This window comes from Gorillibacterium sp. CAU 1737, assembly GCF_039888655.1.
In the GTDB taxonomy this organism is placed as follows: domain Bacteria; phylum Bacillota; class Bacilli; order Paenibacillales; family NBRC-103111; genus Gorillibacterium.
The window spans coordinates 262,939-281,033 of record NZ_JBDQQO010000004.1; the positions used below are offsets into that span (position 1 = coordinate 262,939).

The following is an 18,095-nucleotide window of genomic DNA, read 5'->3' on the forward strand; positions in this document are numbered from 1 at the left end:
TCGCGGGCGGGAAGAACCAGAGTGAAGGAATGGGACTTATGGACAGCAAACTGATAGCAGACACACGAACGAAAGTGAACCTGCTGATGGATCCCCGGACAGGCATCGATCTGGCATTGGACGAGCAGAAGCTTGCTCCGCTTGCGGAGCTTCTGGATACAACCAAGCTCAGCAAGAAGCGTAAAGTGGCTATCCTGGGCAGTTACATGCTGCTCTACCTGGGGCTAACCCGGCATGAGGAGCTGGAGGTTCCGGAGAATGAGGAGCGGACAAGGCGCTTGCTTGCCGGGGATTACCTCTTCGGAGGCTATATTCGTTGGCTTGTTCAATTTGAAGAGCGTGAGCTGCTCACCCATTTGTCGCCGGTTCACAAGAAAATTCAGATCGGGCTTGCTTCCGGCCTTTCTCTGCCTCTTGCGCTGGCTGAGCTGGATGCGGGCTTTCGGACCTTCGTGGAACGTTACGCGCAAGGACAACATCGCACAAGGAGGCCGCAATGAAGCTTCATGAAGCCCTCCGTATCAACCTGGCGGAGCTGAACGAGCAACTGGTCGCCATCGCGGCAACGGACCCCGATATCCAGACGGAACCCTGGATTGCGGAGAGTGTGGCCCGACTCGTGGAAGCGGGAGGGAAACGGCTTCGACCGATGATGGTGCTGGTTGGGGCACGCTTCGGGACGGAGCCGGATCCCACGAACGTTAGGAAGGCAGCCCTTATTCTCGAATACTTGCATATGGCTTCGCTCATTCACGACGATATCATTGACGGGGCGGAGCTCCGGCGCGGGGCGCCTACCCTGCACAAGGAGGTAGGCGTTGCGGCGGCCGCGCACATCGCGAACTACATGATGGCGCGGGCGGTCGAATGGGCGCTCGATGAAGCTGACCCCTCCGCCTGGAGCGAACGCACCTCCCGCGGAAGCAAGCCCAAGCTCGCTGATGTGGCGATGCTGCTGATGCAGCTCTGCATGGGGGAGTATCAGCAGCTCGACAACCGCTTCAACTACGACCTCAGCCTCTCCGACTATTTAGAGAAGTCGAGAAACAAGACCGCTGTGCTCATGGCGAACGGGTTCCGCATCGGAGCCGAGCTCAGCCAGGCCGACAAGAAGGTCAACCGCCGTCTCTATGCGTTTGGCGAGGCGGTGGGCATGGCCTTCCAGATCAAGGATGACGTGCTCGACTACGTGGAGACGGCGGAGCAGATCGGCAAGCCGGCCGGCTCGGACCTGATGGCGGGCAACGTGACCCTGCCGGTGCTCTATGCGCTGGAGGACAGAAGCACGCCGCTCGCGCGTGAGATCCTCTCCTTAGGCCCCGACTCCGCACCGGAGGAGTTCGCCCGCGTGACGCGAAGGATTGCCGAGTCCGACGCGATTGAGCGATCCCTCGCCCTGAGCCGCTCCTACGCGTTGAAGGCCGAGCGCATGATCGCCAGGCTGCGCCCCCATCCGGCGGCTGATGACCTGGAACAATTCCTTCGCTATTTTACCGAGTAATGAAGTTCCCCCTGTGGAAAGAGGCATTTCGAAAGAACCGTTCTCGAACGGCTTCGGATGGCTTTGGCTTCCTGCGGGGGGATTTTTTTGTAGTATAATAGGAGCATCAGGATCGCTGGATCGGCTGAATCAAGAGGGGGACCCATGAAGAACGCAAACGCCAACCTCATGAAGGAAATCAATTTGAACAACGTGCGCCAGGTGATGAAGCGCATGGAGACGGCAACCAAGCCGCAGCTGGCCGCTCTGACCAAGCTCAGCGTGGTGACGGTCAACTCCCTGGTGAAGGAGCTGCAGGATCGCGGCGAGATGGTAGAGGATGAGATCGTCCCCTCCAATGGCGGACGGCCTGCGCTCACCTACCGGTACAATTTTGACTACAGCCTGGCGCTTGTCTTGTATATGAGAGAGAAGGAAGGCCAGGAACAGATTACGGCTTCGGTGGTGAACCTGGAGGACCGGGTTCTGTTCAAGGAGGAACTCGTCATGCCGGTGTTCGAGCGGCAGGGCTTCTACGAGGTAATGGAACGGCTGCTTGAAGCTTACCCCTCCATCAAGGTGATCGGCATGGGCATCCCCGGACAAGCGGTAAATGGAATAGTGACCGTCACCGGTCATCGGGAGCTGACCGGCTATCGGATGATCGAGGAGATCGAAAGCCAGTTTGGTTTGCCGGTTGTTGTGGAGAACGATATGAATGCCGCCATCAGCGGGTATTGCGCAAAGCAGGCTGCAGACGAAGAGTCGTGTACGGTCGGTATTTATTTTCCTGCACAGTATCCACCGGGGATGGGGATCTACCTGGATGGCAAAATCATGAGGGGGAAGCAAGGCATGGCGGGAGAGATCAGCTTCCTTCCGACGGCGATGCTGGACTGGCACGGAAAGCTTGCACCAGAGGTTTTTTTGGCTGGGGCTTGCCGAATCATTCAGAGCGTAAATGCGGTGCTCGCCCCGGATAAAGTGGTGATCTACCAGGATCGAGTCGGAGCGACCGTGTGGGAGTCGGCCTGGAAGGCGTTTCTGCGACAAACCCCGATGGCGGCTAACCCGGAAGTGGTGCAGCTGGATACCTTTCAAGAGGACTTTGAAGCGGGAATGCGCTGGTTGACGCTCAAGGCACTGGAGCCGAGTCTGCTGGAGCTTCGATAACGAAGGGGTTGGCGGCGCGTCTAATTCAAAGAAGCGTTCTCCCCCTGTCTTGACAAGAGACAACGTCTGTTGCATATTTAATAAAGTTACTTTATAAAGGTATTATGATATGTGGAAGGGTGTAGGCGTGGCTACTTGGTTTTTACTGGTTATCTATATGGCCTTCATCAGCTTGGGGCTGCCTGATTCGCTGCTCGGCTCGGCTTGGCCCGTGATGAGGCTGGAGCTCGGAGCACGCCTGGATTCGGCGGGGCTTCTGGCCATGATCGTCTCGGGCGGAACCATCCTCTCCAGCTTGGCAAGCGGGACGGTGGTTCAGCGCTTCGGGACTGGAAAGGTCACCTTGATCAGCTGCATGCTGACCGCAGGAGCCTTGCTTGGTTTCTCCCTGTCACCGTCGTTCTTGTGGCTTACCATTCTGGCGATTCCCCTTGGCTTGGGGGCAGGAGCGGTTGATGCGGGGTTGAATCAGTATGTCGCAGAGCATTATAAGGCGCATCACATGAACTGGCTGCACTGCTTCTGGGGAGTCGGGGCAACGATGGGACCGATCATCATGTCCGCTTCGCTCACGGGCTCGCATTCCTGGAGAGGCGGGTATGCGACGGTGGCTATCATCCAGTTTGCGTTGGTCGTCCTGCTGTTTGTCACGCTGCCTTTGTGGAAGCGGGTCGCCGCGAGCCGGGAAGGTGAGGCATTAAACCGTTCTGAGCCTTCCATACCGGAAGAATCGGAAGCCTCGCAAACCTTGCAAGCCTCGCAAGTCCCGACCAAGGTGCTCCAGCTCCGGGGAGTCAAGCCCACTCTTGCTGCTTTCCTGCTCTATTGCGCAGCGGAGAGCACGGTGGGCCTATGGGGAGCGAGTTATCTGGTCGGCGCGCGGCAGGTGGCGGCGGATACGGCAGCCGGGTGGATTTCGATGTATTACGGGGGCATCACCCTCGGTCGGCTCCTAACCGGGTTCCTGACCCTGAAGGTATCGAATCGGCTTCTCATCCGCTACGGTCAACTGGTCGCCATAGGCGGCGGCATTCTGCTGCTGCTCCCACTTCCCGCCCAAGCGTCCCTCATCGCGATTCTGTTCATCGGCCTCGGCCTGGCGCCGATCTATCCGGGGCTTCTCCACGAGACGCCGGCGCGCTTCGGACGGGAGCAATCGATGAAGCTGATGGGCGTTCAGATGGCGGTAGCTTATACAGGCAGTACGTTTCTTCCCCCGCTCTTTGGTGCCTTTGCAGCAAAGACAAGCCTCACCTTTTTCCCCTACGTGGTAATGGCCTTCCTTGGGCTGATGCTGCTGAGTGCGGAGAGAGTCAATCGCATCATGATGATGAAAGGACGAATGAACCGATGAACCAAAAGGAACGCATGCTGGCGGGGCTGCCTTACAAGGCCTGGCTGGATGGACTTAGTGAGGAAAGAATGGCAAACAAGCGAAACATTCGGGAATACAACCTCCTCGAGCCTGATGACCATGAGACAAGGGATGCATTGATTCGCCGCATTCTCGGCAAAACCGGGGAAGCGGTTCACGTGGAGGCTCCCTTCCATTGTGATTACGGCTCCAACATCGAGGTAGGCAACAACTTCTACGCCAACTTCAACTGCACGATTCTTGACGTAGGCAAGGTGATCATCGGCGACAATGTCATGTTTGCGCCGAATGTGTCGATCTATACGGCGGGGCATCCCCTTCACCCGGACTCCCGCAATTCGGGCTATGAGTACGGAATTGGCATCACCATTGGCAATAATGTCTGGATCGGCGGCAACGTCATCCTGAACCCCGGTGTGACGATCGGCAACAATGTCGTCATCGGCGCAGGAAGCATCGTAACCAAGGACATCCCGGATAATGTGATCGCGGTGGGAAGTCCCTGCAAGGTGATCCGGGAAATTACCGAAGAGGACCGGAAGTATTATTACAAGGATCGGGAATTCGACGTAACGGATTATCGGTAAAAAGCGCAAAGGCAGCGGCCTGTCCTCGTGACAGGGCTGCCTTTTTGGTTTGTTCAATGAGCAGAGACTCGGTTGGTAACCCTCTGAGATTAAACCGTTGTCTTTTTATGCGTCAGGAAAGAGACAGGAATGAACGTTAACCCAAGGACAACGATGGAGGCAAAGAATCCTGCATGGTAGCCGCTTAAACTGGTGATTGGGGTTGCTTGCGTTCCCTGAACCGTTGAAACCACGGTTGCAATAAAAGCGGTACCAAGGCTTGAACCAAGATTCTCAATAATCGTAATCCCCACACCTGCTTCCGGAAGCTGCTCGCTTTGAAGTCCTGTATATGCATCACTTGTCATGGGAAGCATAATTCCCCCAAAACTCGTGCCCCGAATAAATAAGAGGATGGAGATCCAAATGATACTTGTCTTATCTGTGATAAAGATGAGGGGAATCGTGCCAATAAGAGAGACAAGTAAACTTACGATAACCACATATTTAGCACCAATTTTATCAATCATCCTTCCGATTAAGGGTCTGGTAACCAGCATCCCGATACCTTGAGGAATTAATGCTAGGGCGGTTTCGATTGCCGTGTACTGACGGAAGTTCTGAAAGAACAAGGGAACGATCAACATCGGCCCCATAATGGAGATATTGGCTAAGAGTAACCCTGCAGTTGATGCGGAATAGGTCTTGTGCTTGAATAAATGCAAGGGCAACACGGTTTTATTTTTTTTGATGCGATTATACAGCATATAGCTGATGGCAAAGGCCAAACCAATTCCTACCCATAAGTAAGTTTCGTGGTTAGAGAAAGACGCATGTTCAGCGGCTTGAGTGATTCCATAAATCAAGCTGCTGCTCATTATGGCTAAAAGGAGAATGCCAATGCGATCGAGTGGTCGATCCTTCTTAAACGGCTCAAAATCGGGAATGTTTTTTGCCATGAAGGGGACGGTCAGGAGTGCAAAAAATACATTAATGAAAAAAATCCAGTGCCAGGATGCAACCTGGACGATGAAGCCCCCTAGTATTGGGCCAAGGATGGGGCCAAAAATCATAGGCGTGCTTACAATCGCCATGACCCTTCCCAGGTTTTCATGGCCTGCTGTTTTGACCAAAAGAGTTGACATAAGAGTAGTAATAATCCCGGCGCTAAAGCCTTGAATCAATCTAAAGAAGATGAAGCTGGAAACATTCCAGCTAACCCCTGCGAAAACAGAAATGATTGCAAATGCAATAACGGATCCAAGGTATACCCTCTTTCCGTTAAAATGATTCATCATCCACCCGCATACGGGAACGGCTATTGCAAGGGCTAACAAATAGCCGGTAACGGCCCATTGGATGATCGGCAATGTTGTATGGAAATCCTTGGTTAGCTTATCGATAGCGATGTTCACCATAGTGGAATCGAGCATAGGCGCAATAGCCCCCAGGGCAATGGCCCAGGCTGCCAGAAGGATTTCTCTTGGTAACCCAAAAGGGTTTGCTTTTCTTTTCTTCATAGGTTGCTTCCTTTCAAGTGGTTATAGATTCTTCACATGCACACTCATTATTGTGTCCTGGTAAACAAAAAGATACATGATTTTTGTGTCCCAGTCAACAAAAATAGCCTAACTCTTATTTAGAGTTAGGCTATTAAACATTTCCAATTATTCTACTGTAGGATTGTTGCTCCATTTGATCATTTCCTCATCCAGATGCTTGTTGTATTCTTGAAGGAAATGCATTACTTTTTCATATTGCTCCGCACTTACTTGATCAAATATAACTTTGTCTCGTTCGTAAAACTCTTGATGCAACCGCTCATGAATTTCATTAAGGGCTCGTCCTTTTTCAGTTAGCCTGAAATACACTTCTTTTTTGTTGTCCGTTTTTTGATAGCTTTCGATAATCCCCTTATTTATCAGCCTCTTCGTCATTTTGCTTATCGCGCTTCGAGTCATAAAAAAGGCTTCTCCAAGCTGCGTCACGTTCGGATCTTTGTGCTTCTCAATATATTCAATACAATGAACCTCTGAGGGCGTGTACCCTTTCAAGCTCTCCTCCATTTTTATCTTATTAAGCCAGGTCATTTTATTAAATACGGTTCTAATGGTTTCAAACGTTTGCTTATGGTTATCCATACTCTTTTCCTCCGAGTACTGAGATTCGATTTTACTCCTTCTACTGTATTCTTTTCTACTTCATTTGAAAATATGGTTTGCTTGAACCGTTCGTCCCATGCAAAGCAAATTCGGCTGCCCGTGATAGCATATAACGAGAGGAGAAATCCGTTTGAACGCCTTTGAACGAATGAATGCGGTCATCGAGTATGTGGAAGCGAACCTGACCGGGGAGATCGACTATGCGAAAGCGGCGAGGATTGCCTGCTGCCCCAAGGATCAACTGCCGCGATTGTTTGCCTACCTCACGGAAATTCCCTTGTCGGAATACATCCGTCGCCGAAGGCTGACGTTGTGCGCCTTTGAGCTCCAGCAGGGGAAGAGGACAGTGCTTGAGCTTGCTCTCCACTATGGCTATGACTCGCATGCTGCGTTTTCCCGCGCGTTTAAAGAGTTCCACGGGCTTACTCCTTCCCAGGCTCGAAGCAAGGGTGCGGTATTTGCCCTCTATCCGAGAGCCGTCTTCCAGGCCCAAATCACGGGAAAAGAACGGAGTGGATGCAAAGTGGCAATGTTGGGAAAAATCGAGTTTCTTGACCTTCCGGCGGTTCGCATGATCGGCAAGAAGGTCATCAACGGTGCAGGGGATAATCCGGACAACCCGGTTCCAGCGCTGTGGGCAACGTGTTTTGAAGAAAACGCATTTGAGCCGCTGGAGCGCAGTTTTCCAGTGGTGGACCGTTATGTCGGCTGGATGGGGGAATACGATCAGGAGACAAACACCTTCACTTATCTGGCAGGCATGCTCCTTCCTGCAGGGAGTGCGGTTCCTGAGGGGTTCGACTATCGGGACTTGGCCCCCTGTCGGGTGGGGGACGGGTACATCAACGGAAGCTTCGCCAATGGAGATGTTTTCTGCCATGCTCACGAGCTAACAGTGGGAGGGATTCTCGAAAACGGACACGAGCCCGATTATTCCCAAGGCTGGAGCGCGGAGGTGTACCCGAAGGACTTGTCCTTCGAAGCAGAAGAGGGGACGATTCATTACTTCTGTCCTTGCCGAAAGGGCTGAGGGTCCGCCAGCATGTCTGTCCGCTTACGAAAGAAGCCTCGCCGTTCCCCCTGGGAATAGGCGAGGCTTCTTTGTGTGAAAGCCGTTGGGATACGGATACTTTGCGAGGAGTCCGGTTCTCGGTTCTGTTCGAGTGCCGTGTTGTGTGTCAGCGCCCTCTTTAACCCTTAGTCAGACGAGCTGGGTGATGCCGATGAGCAGGGCAGTTGAGCCGACAAGCAGCGTGTCGCCCCAGCCCCAGGTCAGCTCGTGGAAGCGGGAGCGGGGAGCATGCAGCCGGTAGCCGCGCGCCTCCATGGAATCAACCAGCTCCGAGGCACGGCGAATGGCGCCAACGGTGACCGGCACGAGCAGCGAGATGAGCAGCTTGGCCTTCTGCAGCACGTTCTGGTCGCGCAGGTCCATCCCGCGGGAAGCTTGAGCGCGCAGAATCTTGTTCGCCTCCTCGAAGACGGTGGGAATGAAGCGCAGCGAGGTGGTCAGCATGAGCGTAATCTTCCGCGGCGAGAGGCCGACAAGCGCGAGCGGCTTCATCAAGCTTTCCAGCGCTTGCGTCAGCAAGAGCGGCGGAGTGGTCAGCGTCAGCACGGCGGTGAAGGCCACGAACAGCACCATGCGGGAGACGGAGAGAAAGCCCTTTTGCAGACCGCCGGAGTAGAACTTCACCGGACCGAGGTCGACGTACCAGGAGCCGCCCGTGTCGAACAAGACATGGAAGACGAAGATGAACACCATGAGAAAAAGAAGCGGCCGAAGAGACCGCGCATACGTGCGAAAGGAGATTCGGGTTGTCGCCATGACGGCGACGGAATAGGCGGCCAGGATCACCAGATCGACCGACGAGCGGACGAGAAAGACGGCGACCATGAAGAGCAGCATGGCGATCGTCTTGGCGCGCGGGTCGAGCTGGTGCATCCACGAGCCAGTGTTGATGTACTTGCCCATGATCATGCGATTGGACATGCGGGAGGCTCCTTTCGGATGACGTCCCGGATGAACCGGGCGAGCTCGTCGGCCCGATAGGGACCATCCGGCAGCGAGGTGCCGAACCGCTCGGAGAACGAGCGCAGGAAGCGGACGGCTGGAGGGGCGACGATGCCGGCCCGCTCCATCAAGCCGTCGGTTTCGAGAAGCTCCCGAGGCGAGCCGTGGAAGACGGCTTTTCCCTGATCCATGAGGACATATTCCTCGGCATAGGGAAGCACCTCTTCCAGGCGATGGGTGACCAGGATGACGGTCTTGCCCTCCTGACGGCACAGATCAGCGAGGAGCGTGAGCAGCTCCTCACGGCTTGCTTGATCGAGCGTAGCCGCCGGCTCGTCCAGTACGAGGACATCCGGGTCGGCGGCCAGCACGGTGGCGATGGCCGTCTTCCGCATCTGTCCGCCGCTCAGGTGGAACGGATTGCGGCCGAGCAGCTCTTCGCCCAGCCCGAGCGCCTTCGCCGCCTTATGGGCGGCGATCCGCGCGTCCTCCGGCTTCATGCCAAAATTGCGCGGCCCGTAGAGAAGGTCCTCTTCGACGGTCTCCGCGAAGAGCTGCTGTTCGGGAAACTGGAAGGCGAGCCCGACGCGGCGCCGCAGCTCTTTCATGCCCTTGCCGGACATACCCGGCGTAAGGGTGTAGTCGAGGATAAGAAGCTGCCCTCCGGTGGGCAGAAGGATGCCGTTGAAGTGCTGGAGCAAGGTCGACTTGCCGGAGCCCGAAGCGCCGAGTACGGCGATAAACCGACCCTCCTGCAGCACGAGGTCGAGGGCATCCAGTCCGATGCGCCGTTCCCCGGCTCCACCTGGATACGTATAGGTTACTTGCTGGAATTCAAGCGCCATAATGCCTCCATCAATTCTCCTTCGTTGGATAGCGGCGGGATCGGCAGGCCGAGCTCGGCCAGCTCCCGGCTGAGCGCCATTCCGAAGGAGGGGGTGAGCCGGAGCCTCCGAACGAGCTCCAGATCGGTCAGCAGCTCGCGGGGAGTGCCGTCGGCCACGAGGTGTCCGTCCGCGATGGCGAGCATCCGGTCGGATGCGAGCATCTCGTCGGTGTCATGCGTGACCGAGAGGAGCGTGTAGGCTCCATCGCGGCGCATGTCGCGGATAATCGCGAGCATCTCGGTCTTGGCCTGCTCATCGAGCATGGAGGTCGCCTCGTCGAGGACGACGACCTGCGGCTCCATGGCGAGCACGCCTGCGAGCGCGACGCGCTGCTTCTGGCCGCCTGACAGCTCGGCGGGATGGCGGTTCAGGTACTCCGTGATGCCGAGCTTGTCGGCATAGCGGGCGAGCCGGTCCGCCATCTCCGGTCGGCTCATGCGGCGGTTCTCCAGGCCGAAGACGATGTCATCGGCCACGGTCAGCCCGACAAACTGGTTGTCGGGGTTGGCGAAGACCATGCCGATGCGCTCGCGAATGTCGCCGACGGTTGCATCGGTGAGCTCGATGCCGTCTACGACGATGCGTCCGCTGCTCATCGGCAGAAGGCCGTTCAGCCGCTTCACGAGGCTGGACTTGCCGGAGCCGTTCGCGCCGACGATGCTTACCCATTCGCCGGGGCGGATGGTGAAGGAGATGTCGCGGAGGAAGTTGGGCCCTCCCGGCTCATGAGCACAGCTCACGCGGTCCATCTGAATCATCGGGGTGTCGGTCATGGCGTACCTCCTGCAGGGCGAAGCAGCCCCAGCTTGTCGATCGAGCCGATGAGGAAGGTCGAGGCAACCCCGATGAAGAAGCCGGTCACAACGCCTGCGACGAGCAAGAGCGGCAGATAGAAGAAGATCGACGTGCTGCCGAGCACGAGCGCTGCCGCCCCAAGCTGGCCGAGGTTATGGGCGATGCCGCCCACGATGCTGATGGCGGCCAGGCTGAAGAGCCCTTTCTTGACGCGCAGCAGCGCGAACATAACAAGAAAGCTGGCCAGCGAGCCGAACAGGCTGAATAAGAAGGTCGAAAACGTGCCGAGAATGAAGGAGGTCAGCAGTGTCTTCAGCAGGATGAGCGTAATGGCGTCCCGTCCCTTGAAATAATAGAGGCAGGTCAGCACCATGATGTTGCCGAGCCCGAGCTTGGCGCCCGGAACGGCAACCGCGAACGGAATGAACGATTCCACAATGCCCAGCACCACGGCGACCGATGCGAGGATGGAGATCATGGCGGCATTTTTCAGTTCCAGGCGATCAGGAGGCGACGCCATCAATTTCCCCTCCTTGACCGGTTTCACTGATAACTTGCACCATAAGGCGGTGCGGCAGGCAGACGATGGTCTGACCGACCGCATTGACGGTGCCGAACGTCAGGCACAGCTTGTCCGGGCAGTCGGCATCCTCCATCTCGATGCCGCCGTCATGCATTCTCAGCAAGTTGTACCCGTATTTGGTTTCGACCTTAAGCTCCTGGACATCACTCGTCAGCTCCACGGTTTTGAAGGGCTTGCCGTCCACCGTAATTTGGGCATACAGCTTACCGCCTGCAGGATTCTCGCTCTTGGTAAGGAAGGAAGGCACGATGACGAACGCGGCGATCACAAGGACAACCGCGAGGAGGATGAGATCGGCTTTTTTGAACAGTTTCCACATGGGAGATAACCAGCTCCAATACGAAGAAGGGTGCGCCTCCGCTCGCGACCTGGAAAACGCGGAAGGCCCACCTGTACCATTTGTCACAAATCGGATTTGACCATTTGCTTTTATCCTACCATAATAAGAAAGAAAAAAGAAACGCTCTGCCGGCGCGGTCTTTACGACATTTCGACAATATTCGAGCGGGCTGTGCCGGAATCAACACCAGGAGGCTTTGACATGAACAAGCAATCGCGCGGGATGTTTCCCGTGATCCTTATCATTCTTGCACTGAGCCTGGCGATCAGCGGCTGCGCCAAGAAGACACCTTCCGCCAGCTCGACGGGCGCCAAGCTTCCGATCAGCGAGACGTATTACGTCTTCGATACGGTCGTGACGGTTAAGGTTTATGATGAAAAGGTATCGAAAGAGAACTTTGCGAAGATCGGTACAATCTTGGACAACGTGGAGATTTGGCTCAACCGGGAAAACAAGGACAGCGAGATTTACAAGGTGAATGAAGCGGCCGGGAAAGAGGCCGTCAAGGTATCCCCCGAGACCTTCAAGGCCGTGAAGGCGGCGCTGCAGGACTCGATTGACTCAAACGGCGTGTTCGACCTGACGATCGGGCCGATCGTCTCCCTCTGGGGAATAGGCCAGGACGGGGCGCACAAGCCGGCGGACGCCGATATTGCCAAGGCGCTCGCACTCGTGAATTACAAGGAAGTGACGTTGGATGAGCCTAATCTGACGGTGAAGCTGAACAAGCCGGGCATGTCGCTTGATATCGGCGGTACCGGTAAGGGATATGCTGCTGATCTTATCGCGGAGTATGTGGAATCCCAGGGCTTCCACAGCGCGATTATCGACATGGGCGGCAACCTGTTGACCGTGGGCCAAAAGCCGGACGGCAGCGACTGGACAATCGGCATCCAAAACCCGGACCAATCGCGCGGCACCTCGGTAGGTACCGTCAAGGTAGGGCCGATGGCCATCGTCGCCTCCGGGATCTATGAACGGTTTTTCATGGAGGACGGCGTGCGCTATCACCACATCATGGACACGGACACCGGGGCACCGGTGCAGAATGAGCTTGCCAGCGTGACGATCCTTACCGATCTGAGCGCCATGACCGGCGAGGGCCTCGACAACTGGGTCTTTTCCCTCGGACTTGAAAAAGGGCTCGCGTATGTGGATTCGCGTGAAGGCGTCGAAGCGGTCTTCATCACGAAGGACCAGAAGGTCTATGTCAGCAAAGGCTTAAAGGGCAAGATGACGATGACCGATGATAGCTTTACGCTCGCGGGAGAATAATAAAAAAACATAAGGGCTGGCTCCATCGGATTCCTCCGATCGACCAGCCCTTTTTTGGTTGAACTGCGGATCTGCGTTTTCCTACAGGGAGGGCAGAGTGATGCTCATGATCTCGGCCTTCAATTTGGTCTTCAGCGTCACCTGTGGAGACGGGAAGTGCAGAAGGCCGTCCTCTGCCATCTGCTCCAGCTTGGAGCGGGAGAGATCGAGCAGCTCGCGAAGCGCTTTATCCACGCGAAGGTCGAAGGGGTAACGGGAAGATAGGTGGATGGTGAGCCCCTCAGCCTGATCTCCGATCCGTTCGGTTGCCCAGTGATAGGGAAGAGCAGTCTCCACCTTGCTTGTTACCTTGCGCAGCTTCTCGACCTCAAAAGCATAGCGCCAGGCGGTCTCGCGGTCGTTGACCTCGAACTGGCGCTGAAGCTCCCGGTTGATGCGGGTGGAGTGGACCCTCGACAAGATGTTATGGTTCCACGTGCTGTCGCAATGGGTGCATTTGTAGATGAGCCAGACGTCGAGATGCTTCTGCTGGGCGTTCATGCGGAATTTCTCGCTGCAGCGGAAGGCGGTCGTTCGTTTACAGCGACGACAGGGTTTGTGGACAGTGGGCGTTTCTTCCGCGACGGCCTCGCACCGGTAAATTCCTTGGGTAAGCATAATAGGGTTCCTCCAATGGATAGAGGAACGCGGTATGGTCGTCCGGGAGAGCGATTTCTCCCCATGAAAAAACAGAGCTGCCCTAACAAGGACGTGTTTGTATACACGCTCCAGGGCGCTCCGGATGGAAGATGAGCGGCGTCGATAACCGGCGTTCCCTGTAATGGTTAAAAAGGGCGCACGTCTCCCTTGGTGCATGATTGCGTGTCAGGGAGGCATGCGCGATTTTGTTGATTAACCATTACAGGTAAGATGGCAAAACAGGTTCCACCTTTCACGTTCTCCTGCCCTTCAGTATAGGGAGCCGGATTGGTGTTTATAAGGGAACGGTTGGGTAAAGGTGTTTTTTCCGCCTGGTAGGAGGCGGTCCCGTCGGAGGAGTCCTGTGGTATAATGGCTCCCATCGAGATATTTCGGAAAATGGGGGAAACCCCGAGCGTGTCTTCAACCGGTTGAAGCACCCCTGGAAGGCTAGTTGGGTTAAGGCATGCTCCACCCTAGAGAGCGGAGGTCCTGAGCTTGCGTACGCTGCGATCCTTTGTCCATCCTTATCGAAAGCCTGCTTTTCTCGCTATTCTCTTGATGCTCACCGAGCTTGCCGTCGAGCTGTGGCATCCCCTGCTCATGAGCCGGATCATCAACCGGGGAGTGATGAACCGTGACATGACCGAGGTGCTGCGGTACGGCGGGCTCATGCTGGCGATCTCGCTCGTCGGCTTTGCGGCGGGTATCATCAATTCCTTTTATGCCTCGCGCATCAGTCAAGGCGTCGGAGCAGACCTTCGAGGTACCTTATTTGAACGGTTGGAAAAGGCGGCCTTCGCCGACTTCAGCCGCTTCCCGGCTTCGACGCTCATTACCCGCATCACGAGCGACGTGACCCAGATTCAAAACATCGTCTTCATGGGCCTGCGCGTCATGCTCCGCGCCCCGCTCATGATGCTGGGCGGTCTGGCTCTCGCGTTAACCCTCCAGTTTCGCGTGTCCTTCGCACTCATCCTCGTTACCCCGCTCTTGGTAGCGGCCATGGTGACGGTCATCCGCAAGGGCTTCGGGCTCTTCCGCAGCGTCCAGGAAAAGCTGGACGGCACGAATGCGGTCATGCGCGAGAGCTTGACCGGGATGCGTTGGATTCGCGCGCTCGTTCGCTCCCGCCATGAGGTGGACCGCTTCACGGACACAAGCGGCGAGCTGATGAACCGCACGGTCAGCGCCAGCCGCTGGATGGAGCTCACCATTCCGGTGCTGTTGTTCGTGATGAACGTCTGCGTCATCTTCATTCTCTGGTTTGGCAGCCGCGAGGTAAGCGCATCCCGCGCCAATGTGGGCGATATCGTCGCAGTGGTCAACTACGCGACCCGGATCACCGGGGCGTTCGGCATGCTCTCCTGGATTCTCTCCAGCGTGTCGCGGGCACGGGCCTCCTGGGGCCGGATCGGCGAGGTGCTGGAGATACCCGAAGAGGGCCATCCGGCTGGACGATCTGAATCAGCAGACCTGATCCTATCGGAGAAGCCGGACGGACGGTCTGAATGGGCACAAGCGGCAGGCCGCTCCCTATCCGTTGCGTTCGACCGCGTTACGTTTACCTATCCGGGGATGGCAGAGCCCGCGCTGACGGATGTTTCGTTTTCGATCGAAGCGGGAAGCACCCTCGCCATTCTTGGGGCGACAGGCTCCGGCAAGACGACGCTCATGCAGCTGATCCCGCGCCTCTACCGCCCGGTGAGCGGGCGAATCATGCTGAACGGACAAGATATCGCCGGAATCCCATCCGAGCAGCTTCTTGCATCCATTGGCTATGTTCCTCAGGAGGTTCAGCTCTTCTCCGGCACCGTTCGGGAAAACCTGCAATGGGGCAAGGAATCCGCGAAGGCGGAGGAGCTAGTGGAAGCTGCACAGGACGCTCAACTTCACGAGACCATTCTGCGGCTCTCCGATCAATACGAGACGATGCTCGGGCAGAACGGCGTGAATCTATCCGGTGGTCAGAAACAGCGGCTCTCGATCGCTCGCGCCTTGATCCGCAAGCCTCGTCTGCTGCTGCTGGATGACAGCACGAGCGCCCTCGACCTGAAGACAGAAGCCAAGCTGCTTCGTGCGATTGCCCGTTACGGCTGTACAACGCTTCTCATTACACAGAAGATCAGCACGGCGATGGAGGCGGACCGGATTCTCATTTTGGAGGACGGACGGCTTCTTGCCGAAGGAAATCACGAGGAGCTGCTCGCATCCTCGCCGCTCTATCGGAAGATCGTCGAATCCCAGTTCGGCCGAAAGGAGGCGACCCTCCATGAGCGCCATGAATAGACCGGGCGGCGGCCGCGGGCCTGCCCCCAAGAAAGTGCGTCCAGCGGATGGCACCGCCGCGCTTCGCAAGATATGGGCTTACCTGGCCGTGCATCAACGACTCCTGCTTGTGATCCTGCTGCTCGTCCTCTTGAACTCGGCGGCGGGGTTGCTCGCCCCCTACCTGCTGGGCCGGTCGGTGGATCATTTTACGGCCGGTAAGGGACAGCAGGAGCTTATCCGCTTGCTCGCGGCGTTGCTCGGCGTATACGTCCTTCAATTCGTTTCCGGCTGGCTGCAAAGCTACTGGATGATCGGCATCTCCCAGAAGACGGTCTTCTCGCTCAGGCGGGATCTGTTCGCCAAGCTGCACCGGCTGCCGATCTCCTATTTCGCCAAGCGACGGCATGGGGAAATGATGAGCCGCCTCACCAACGACATCGAGAACGTGAGCCAGACGCTCGGTACATCATTCATCCAGATTCTATCCAGCGTGCTCACGTTCATTGGCATGCTGGTGCTTATGCTGTGGCTGAGCCCGCTGCTCACGCTCGTCACGCTGACCATCGTGCCGCTCATGGTGCTCGGCATGAAGTGGATCACCTCGCGGACCGGGCCGCTCTTCAAGGAACAGCAAAAAAGCATCGGCGACCTGAATGGCTTCGTGGAAGAAACGCTGTCCGGCCAACGCATCGTGAAGACCTTTGCCCGCGAGGAGCGGGTGCTGGCCGAGTTCGCAGTCAAGAACGAGCGGCTTCGCGAGGCGGCGGCCTCCGCACAGACGTATTCCGGCTTCATTCCGAAGCTGATGAACGTGTTGAACAATGCGAGCTTCGCCCTGATCGCGGGAGTTGGGGGCTTGCTCGCCCTCAAAGGCTCGATCTCCGTCGGGGTCATCCTGACCTTCGCGGAATATGCCCGCCAGTTTACGCGCCCCCTGAACGACCTCGCCAACCAGTTCAATACCTTCCTCTCCGCCGTAGCCGGCGCCGAGCGGGTGTTCGAGGTGCTGGAGGAACCCGAGGAAGAGGATGACGAGCGCGATGCGATTGACCTGGATCGGGTCCACGGAGAGATCCGCTTCGAGAACGTGTCGTTCGCCTACGAGACGGGAAGACCGATTCTCTCCGGCATCGCCTTCCGCGCCGAGCCTGGCGAGACCATCGCCCTCGTCGGTCCGACCGGGGCGGGCAAGACGACAGTCGTTCAGCTTCTGTCCCGCTTCTATGACCCGAGCGGCGGGAGAATTCTGCTCGACGGACACGACACCCGCGCGCTCAAGCGGCAGAGCCTGCGCCGCAGCATGGGCTTCGTGCTGCAGGATGCCTTTCTCTTCCAAGGGACCGTTCGGGAGAATATCCGCTACGGCAAGCTGACGGCGACAGACGAGGAAGTGGAAAAGGCCGCGCGGCTCGCCAATGCCCATTCCTTCATCTCCCGACTGCCGCAGGGCTACGAGACCGTGCTGAGCCATGACGGGAGCGGCATCAGCCAGGGGCAGAAGCAGCTCCTCTCAATTGCCCGCGCCATTCTCGCCGATCCGGCGCTCCTCATTCTCGATGAGGCAACGAGCAGCATCGACACGGTGACGGAGCTGCGCATCCAGGAGGCGCTGAATCGCCTCATGGAGGGCCGCACCAGCGTCGTGATCGCCCACCGCCTCGGCACGATCCAGAATGCCGACCGTATTCTGGTGCTGGACGAAGGCCGCCTGGTCGAGCAAGGCTCGCACGCGGAGCTACTCGCTCTGCGCGGGTTCTACCACGACCTGTACGAAAGCCAGTGGAGCCGGAACGGGGAAGATGCGGGACAAGCTGGAGATTCGGGGTCTCAACGAGGTGACTTCGCATGAAGCTCAATAGCGTGGAAGATATCCTGTCTCTCGTTCAAGAGGATGAGTGGATGATGGAGGTGCTGCGGGCTGCCCAACTTCTCCGCTTGCCGGATTGGTGGATCTCCGCGGGATTCGTTCGAGCGAAAGTCTGGGATACGCTGCACGGGTTTGCGGAGCGGACCCCGTTGCCTGATGTGGATGTCGTTTATTTTGATCGGAGCCAATTGGAGAATGCGGAAGCGGTGGAGAAGGAGCTGGAGCAGAAGCTCAGAGGCCTGAACGGGACCGTCCCCTGGTCGGTGAAGAACGAAGCGAGGATGCACGAGGTGAATGACCTTCCCCCCTTCGGTTCGACCGTGGAGGCCATCTCCCACTTCACCGAAACGGCGACGGCGCTCGGGTTAACCCTTGATGAGGAAGGACGCCCCATTCTGGCCGCACCATGGGGGATCGAGGACCTTCTTCGCCTGGAAGTGAGGCCAACTCCTCTCTACCGGGAAAACGAAGAATACCAAGCCATCTACAATCGCCGCATCATGAAGAAGAAGTGGAAGAACAGTTGGCCTCAGCTCCAGATCTATTCGGCAACGGGTGAATTGCTGGAGGAAGAATCATTCCAGTGACGCTTGCATGTAGAAGTGCATATAAGCAGCAGTGACCGCTTC

18 protein-coding genes are annotated in these 18,095 nt (G+C 56.9%); 10 read left to right on the forward strand and 8 right to left on the reverse strand.

Annotation, left to right across the window (positions count from 1 at the left end; genetic code table 11):
- Positions 1–38: 38 nt before the first annotated feature.
- From AAFN83_RS10955 to AAFN83_RS10975, 5 genes are all read left to right on the forward strand, one after another.
- Positions 39–500 (forward strand): hypothetical protein, encoded by a 462-nt coding sequence (locus AAFN83_RS10955; protein WP_347769175.1) that lies wholly within the window; start codon positions 39–41, stop codon positions 498–500.
- Positions 497–1,501 carry a polyprenyl synthetase family protein gene (locus AAFN83_RS10960; RefSeq protein WP_347769177.1) on the forward strand — a complete coding sequence of 335 codons (1,005 nt, stop codon included), beginning with the start codon at positions 497–499 and terminating at the stop codon, positions 1,499–1,501. The genes AAFN83_RS10955 and AAFN83_RS10960 overlap by 4 nt, the downstream gene beginning before the upstream one ends.
- Before the next feature lie 144 nt (positions 1,502–1,645).
- Positions 1,646–2,653: an ROK family protein gene (locus AAFN83_RS10965; protein WP_347769179.1), complete on the forward strand. Its 1,008-nt coding sequence runs from the start codon at positions 1,646–1,648 to the stop codon at positions 2,651–2,653.
- Between the two features lie 127 nt (positions 2,654–2,780).
- Positions 2,781–4,007 carry an MFS transporter gene (locus AAFN83_RS10970; protein WP_347769181.1) on the forward strand — a complete coding sequence of 409 codons (1,227 nt, stop codon included), beginning with the start codon at positions 2,781–2,783 and terminating at the stop codon, positions 4,005–4,007.
- On the forward strand, positions 4,004–4,615 hold the full coding sequence (locus AAFN83_RS10975; protein ID WP_347769183.1) for a sugar O-acetyltransferase: 612 nt from the start codon (positions 4,004–4,006) through the stop codon (positions 4,613–4,615). Before AAFN83_RS10970 ends, AAFN83_RS10975 begins: the two co-directional genes overlap by 4 nt.
- 89 nt (positions 4,616–4,704) lie before the next feature.
- Here the strand turns inward: AAFN83_RS10975 and AAFN83_RS10980 are convergent, their stop codons facing one another.
- Both AAFN83_RS10980 and AAFN83_RS10985 read right to left on the reverse strand, forming a co-directional pair.
- Positions 4,705–6,114: an MDR family MFS transporter gene (locus tag AAFN83_RS10980; RefSeq protein WP_347769185.1), complete on the reverse strand. Its 1,410-nt coding sequence runs from the start codon at positions 6,112–6,114 to the stop codon at positions 4,705–4,707.
- Positions 6,115–6,261: 147 nt separating this feature from the next.
- A complete protein-coding gene (locus AAFN83_RS10985; RefSeq protein WP_347769186.1) occupies positions 6,262–6,735 on the reverse strand; it encodes a MarR family transcriptional regulator in 474 nt (157 codons plus the stop codon).
- Positions 6,736–6,886: 151 nt separating this feature from the next.
- Here AAFN83_RS10985 and AAFN83_RS10990 point away from each other — a divergent pair, with 151 nt between their 5' ends.
- On the forward strand, positions 6,887–7,786 hold the full coding sequence (locus AAFN83_RS10990) for an AraC family transcriptional regulator (protein WP_347769188.1): 900 nt from the start codon (positions 6,887–6,889) through the stop codon (positions 7,784–7,786).
- 171 nt (positions 7,787–7,957) lie between these two features.
- On the opposite strand, the gene AAFN83_RS10995 is transcribed toward AAFN83_RS10990, so the two are convergent.
- From AAFN83_RS10995 to AAFN83_RS11015, 5 genes are read right to left on the reverse strand one after another with little or no spacing between them, the layout of a single operon-like run.
- Complete coding sequence (locus AAFN83_RS10995) at positions 7,958–8,749, reverse strand: energy-coupling factor transporter transmembrane component T family protein (RefSeq protein WP_347769190.1); 792 nt, start codon at positions 8,747–8,749, stop codon at positions 7,958–7,960.
- The gene (locus AAFN83_RS11000; RefSeq protein ID WP_347769192.1) at positions 8,734–9,615 is read right to left on the reverse strand and encodes an ATP-binding cassette domain-containing protein; all 882 of its coding nucleotides are present in this window, start codon (positions 9,613–9,615) and stop codon (positions 8,734–8,736) included. The genes AAFN83_RS10995 and AAFN83_RS11000 overlap by 16 nt, the downstream gene beginning before the upstream one ends.
- Positions 9,591–10,430: an ATP-binding cassette domain-containing protein gene (locus AAFN83_RS11005; protein ID WP_347769194.1), complete on the reverse strand. Its 840-nt coding sequence runs from the start codon at positions 10,428–10,430 to the stop codon at positions 9,591–9,593. The genes AAFN83_RS11000 and AAFN83_RS11005 overlap by 25 nt, the downstream gene beginning before the upstream one ends.
- Entirely contained in the window at positions 10,427–10,972 is a 546-nt protein-coding gene (locus AAFN83_RS11010) for a Gx transporter family protein (RefSeq protein ID WP_347769196.1), read from the reverse strand. Before AAFN83_RS11010 ends, AAFN83_RS11005 begins: the two co-directional genes overlap by 4 nt.
- Positions 10,956–11,354 (reverse strand): NusG domain II-containing protein, encoded by a 399-nt coding sequence (locus AAFN83_RS11015; protein ID WP_347769198.1) that lies wholly within the window; start codon positions 11,352–11,354, stop codon positions 10,956–10,958. The genes AAFN83_RS11010 and AAFN83_RS11015 overlap by 17 nt, the downstream gene beginning before the upstream one ends.
- Positions 11,355–11,576: 222 nt before the next feature.
- On the opposite strand from AAFN83_RS11015, the gene AAFN83_RS11020 reads away from it, so the two are divergent.
- Complete coding sequence (locus AAFN83_RS11020; RefSeq protein ID WP_347769200.1) at positions 11,577–12,650, forward strand: FAD:protein FMN transferase; 1,074 nt, start codon at positions 11,577–11,579, stop codon at positions 12,648–12,650.
- 81 nt (positions 12,651–12,731) lie between these two features.
- Here AAFN83_RS11020 and AAFN83_RS11025 read toward each other — a convergent pair whose 3' ends face one another.
- Entirely contained in the window at positions 12,732–13,307 is a 576-nt protein-coding gene (locus tag AAFN83_RS11025; protein ID WP_347769202.1) for a DUF1062 domain-containing protein, read from the reverse strand.
- A gap of 519 nt (positions 13,308–13,826) precedes the next feature.
- On the opposite strand from AAFN83_RS11025, the gene AAFN83_RS11030 reads away from it, so the two are divergent.
- Genes AAFN83_RS11030 through AAFN83_RS11040 form a run of 3 tightly spaced genes read left to right on the forward strand, consistent with a single transcriptional unit; the run spans position 13,827 to position 18,053 of the window.
- Complete coding sequence (locus AAFN83_RS11030) at positions 13,827–15,617, forward strand: ABC transporter ATP-binding protein (RefSeq protein WP_347769204.1); 1,791 nt, start codon at positions 13,827–13,829, stop codon at positions 15,615–15,617.
- Complete coding sequence (locus AAFN83_RS11035; RefSeq protein WP_347769206.1) at positions 15,601–17,448, forward strand: ABC transporter ATP-binding protein; 1,848 nt, start codon at positions 15,601–15,603, stop codon at positions 17,446–17,448. Before AAFN83_RS11030 ends, AAFN83_RS11035 begins: the two co-directional genes overlap by 17 nt.
- On the forward strand, positions 17,445–18,053 hold the full coding sequence (locus AAFN83_RS11040; RefSeq protein ID WP_347769208.1) for a nucleotidyltransferase family protein: 609 nt from the start codon (positions 17,445–17,447) through the stop codon (positions 18,051–18,053). Before AAFN83_RS11035 ends, AAFN83_RS11040 begins: the two co-directional genes overlap by 4 nt.
- The last annotated feature ends 42 nt before the right edge of the window (positions 18,054–18,095 follow it).

Excerpts from the sequence above, each read along its gene's own strand:
- AAFN83_RS11020 (WP_347769200.1), top strand. The coding sequence starts at position 11,577 with ATGAACAAGCAATCGCGCGGGATGTTTCCCGTGATCCTTATCATTCTT.
- AAFN83_RS10955 (WP_347769175.1), top strand. The coding sequence starts at position 39 with ATGGACAGCAAACTGATAGCAGACACACGAACGAAAGTGAACCTGCTG.
- AAFN83_RS11000 (WP_347769192.1), bottom strand. The coding sequence starts at position 9,615 with ATGGCGCTTGAATTCCAGCAAGTAACCTATACGTATCCAGGTGGAGCC.
- AAFN83_RS11025 (WP_347769202.1), bottom strand. The coding sequence starts at position 13,307 with ATGCTTACCCAAGGAATTTACCGGTGCGAGGCCGTCGCGGAAGAAACG.
- AAFN83_RS10980 (WP_347769185.1), bottom strand. The coding sequence starts at position 6,114 with ATGAAGAAAAGAAAAGCAAACCCTTTTGGGTTACCAAGAGAAATCCTT.
- AAFN83_RS10985 (WP_347769186.1), bottom strand. The coding sequence starts at position 6,735 with ATGGATAACCATAAGCAAACGTTTGAAACCATTAGAACCGTATTTAAT.
- AAFN83_RS11010 (WP_347769196.1), bottom strand. The coding sequence starts at position 10,972 with ATGGCGTCGCCTCCTGATCGCCTGGAACTGAAAAATGCCGCCATGATC.
- AAFN83_RS10995 (WP_347769190.1), bottom strand. The coding sequence starts at position 8,749 with ATGTCCAATCGCATGATCATGGGCAAGTACATCAACACTGGCTCGTGG.
- AAFN83_RS11035 (WP_347769206.1), top strand. The coding sequence starts at position 15,601 with ATGAGCGCCATGAATAGACCGGGCGGCGGCCGCGGGCCTGCCCCCAAG.
- AAFN83_RS10975 (WP_347769183.1), top strand. The coding sequence starts at position 4,004 with ATGAACCAAAAGGAACGCATGCTGGCGGGGCTGCCTTACAAGGCCTGG.
- AAFN83_RS10965 (WP_347769179.1), top strand. The coding sequence starts at position 1,646 with ATGAAGAACGCAAACGCCAACCTCATGAAGGAAATCAATTTGAACAAC.
- AAFN83_RS10960 (WP_347769177.1), top strand. The coding sequence starts at position 497 with ATGAAGCTTCATGAAGCCCTCCGTATCAACCTGGCGGAGCTGAACGAG.
- AAFN83_RS11005 (WP_347769194.1), bottom strand. The coding sequence starts at position 10,430 with ATGACCGACACCCCGATGATTCAGATGGACCGCGTGAGCTGTGCTCAT.
- AAFN83_RS11040 (WP_347769208.1), top strand. The coding sequence starts at position 17,445 with ATGAAGCTCAATAGCGTGGAAGATATCCTGTCTCTCGTTCAAGAGGAT.
- AAFN83_RS11015 (WP_347769198.1), bottom strand. The coding sequence starts at position 11,354 with ATGTGGAAACTGTTCAAAAAAGCCGATCTCATCCTCCTCGCGGTTGTC.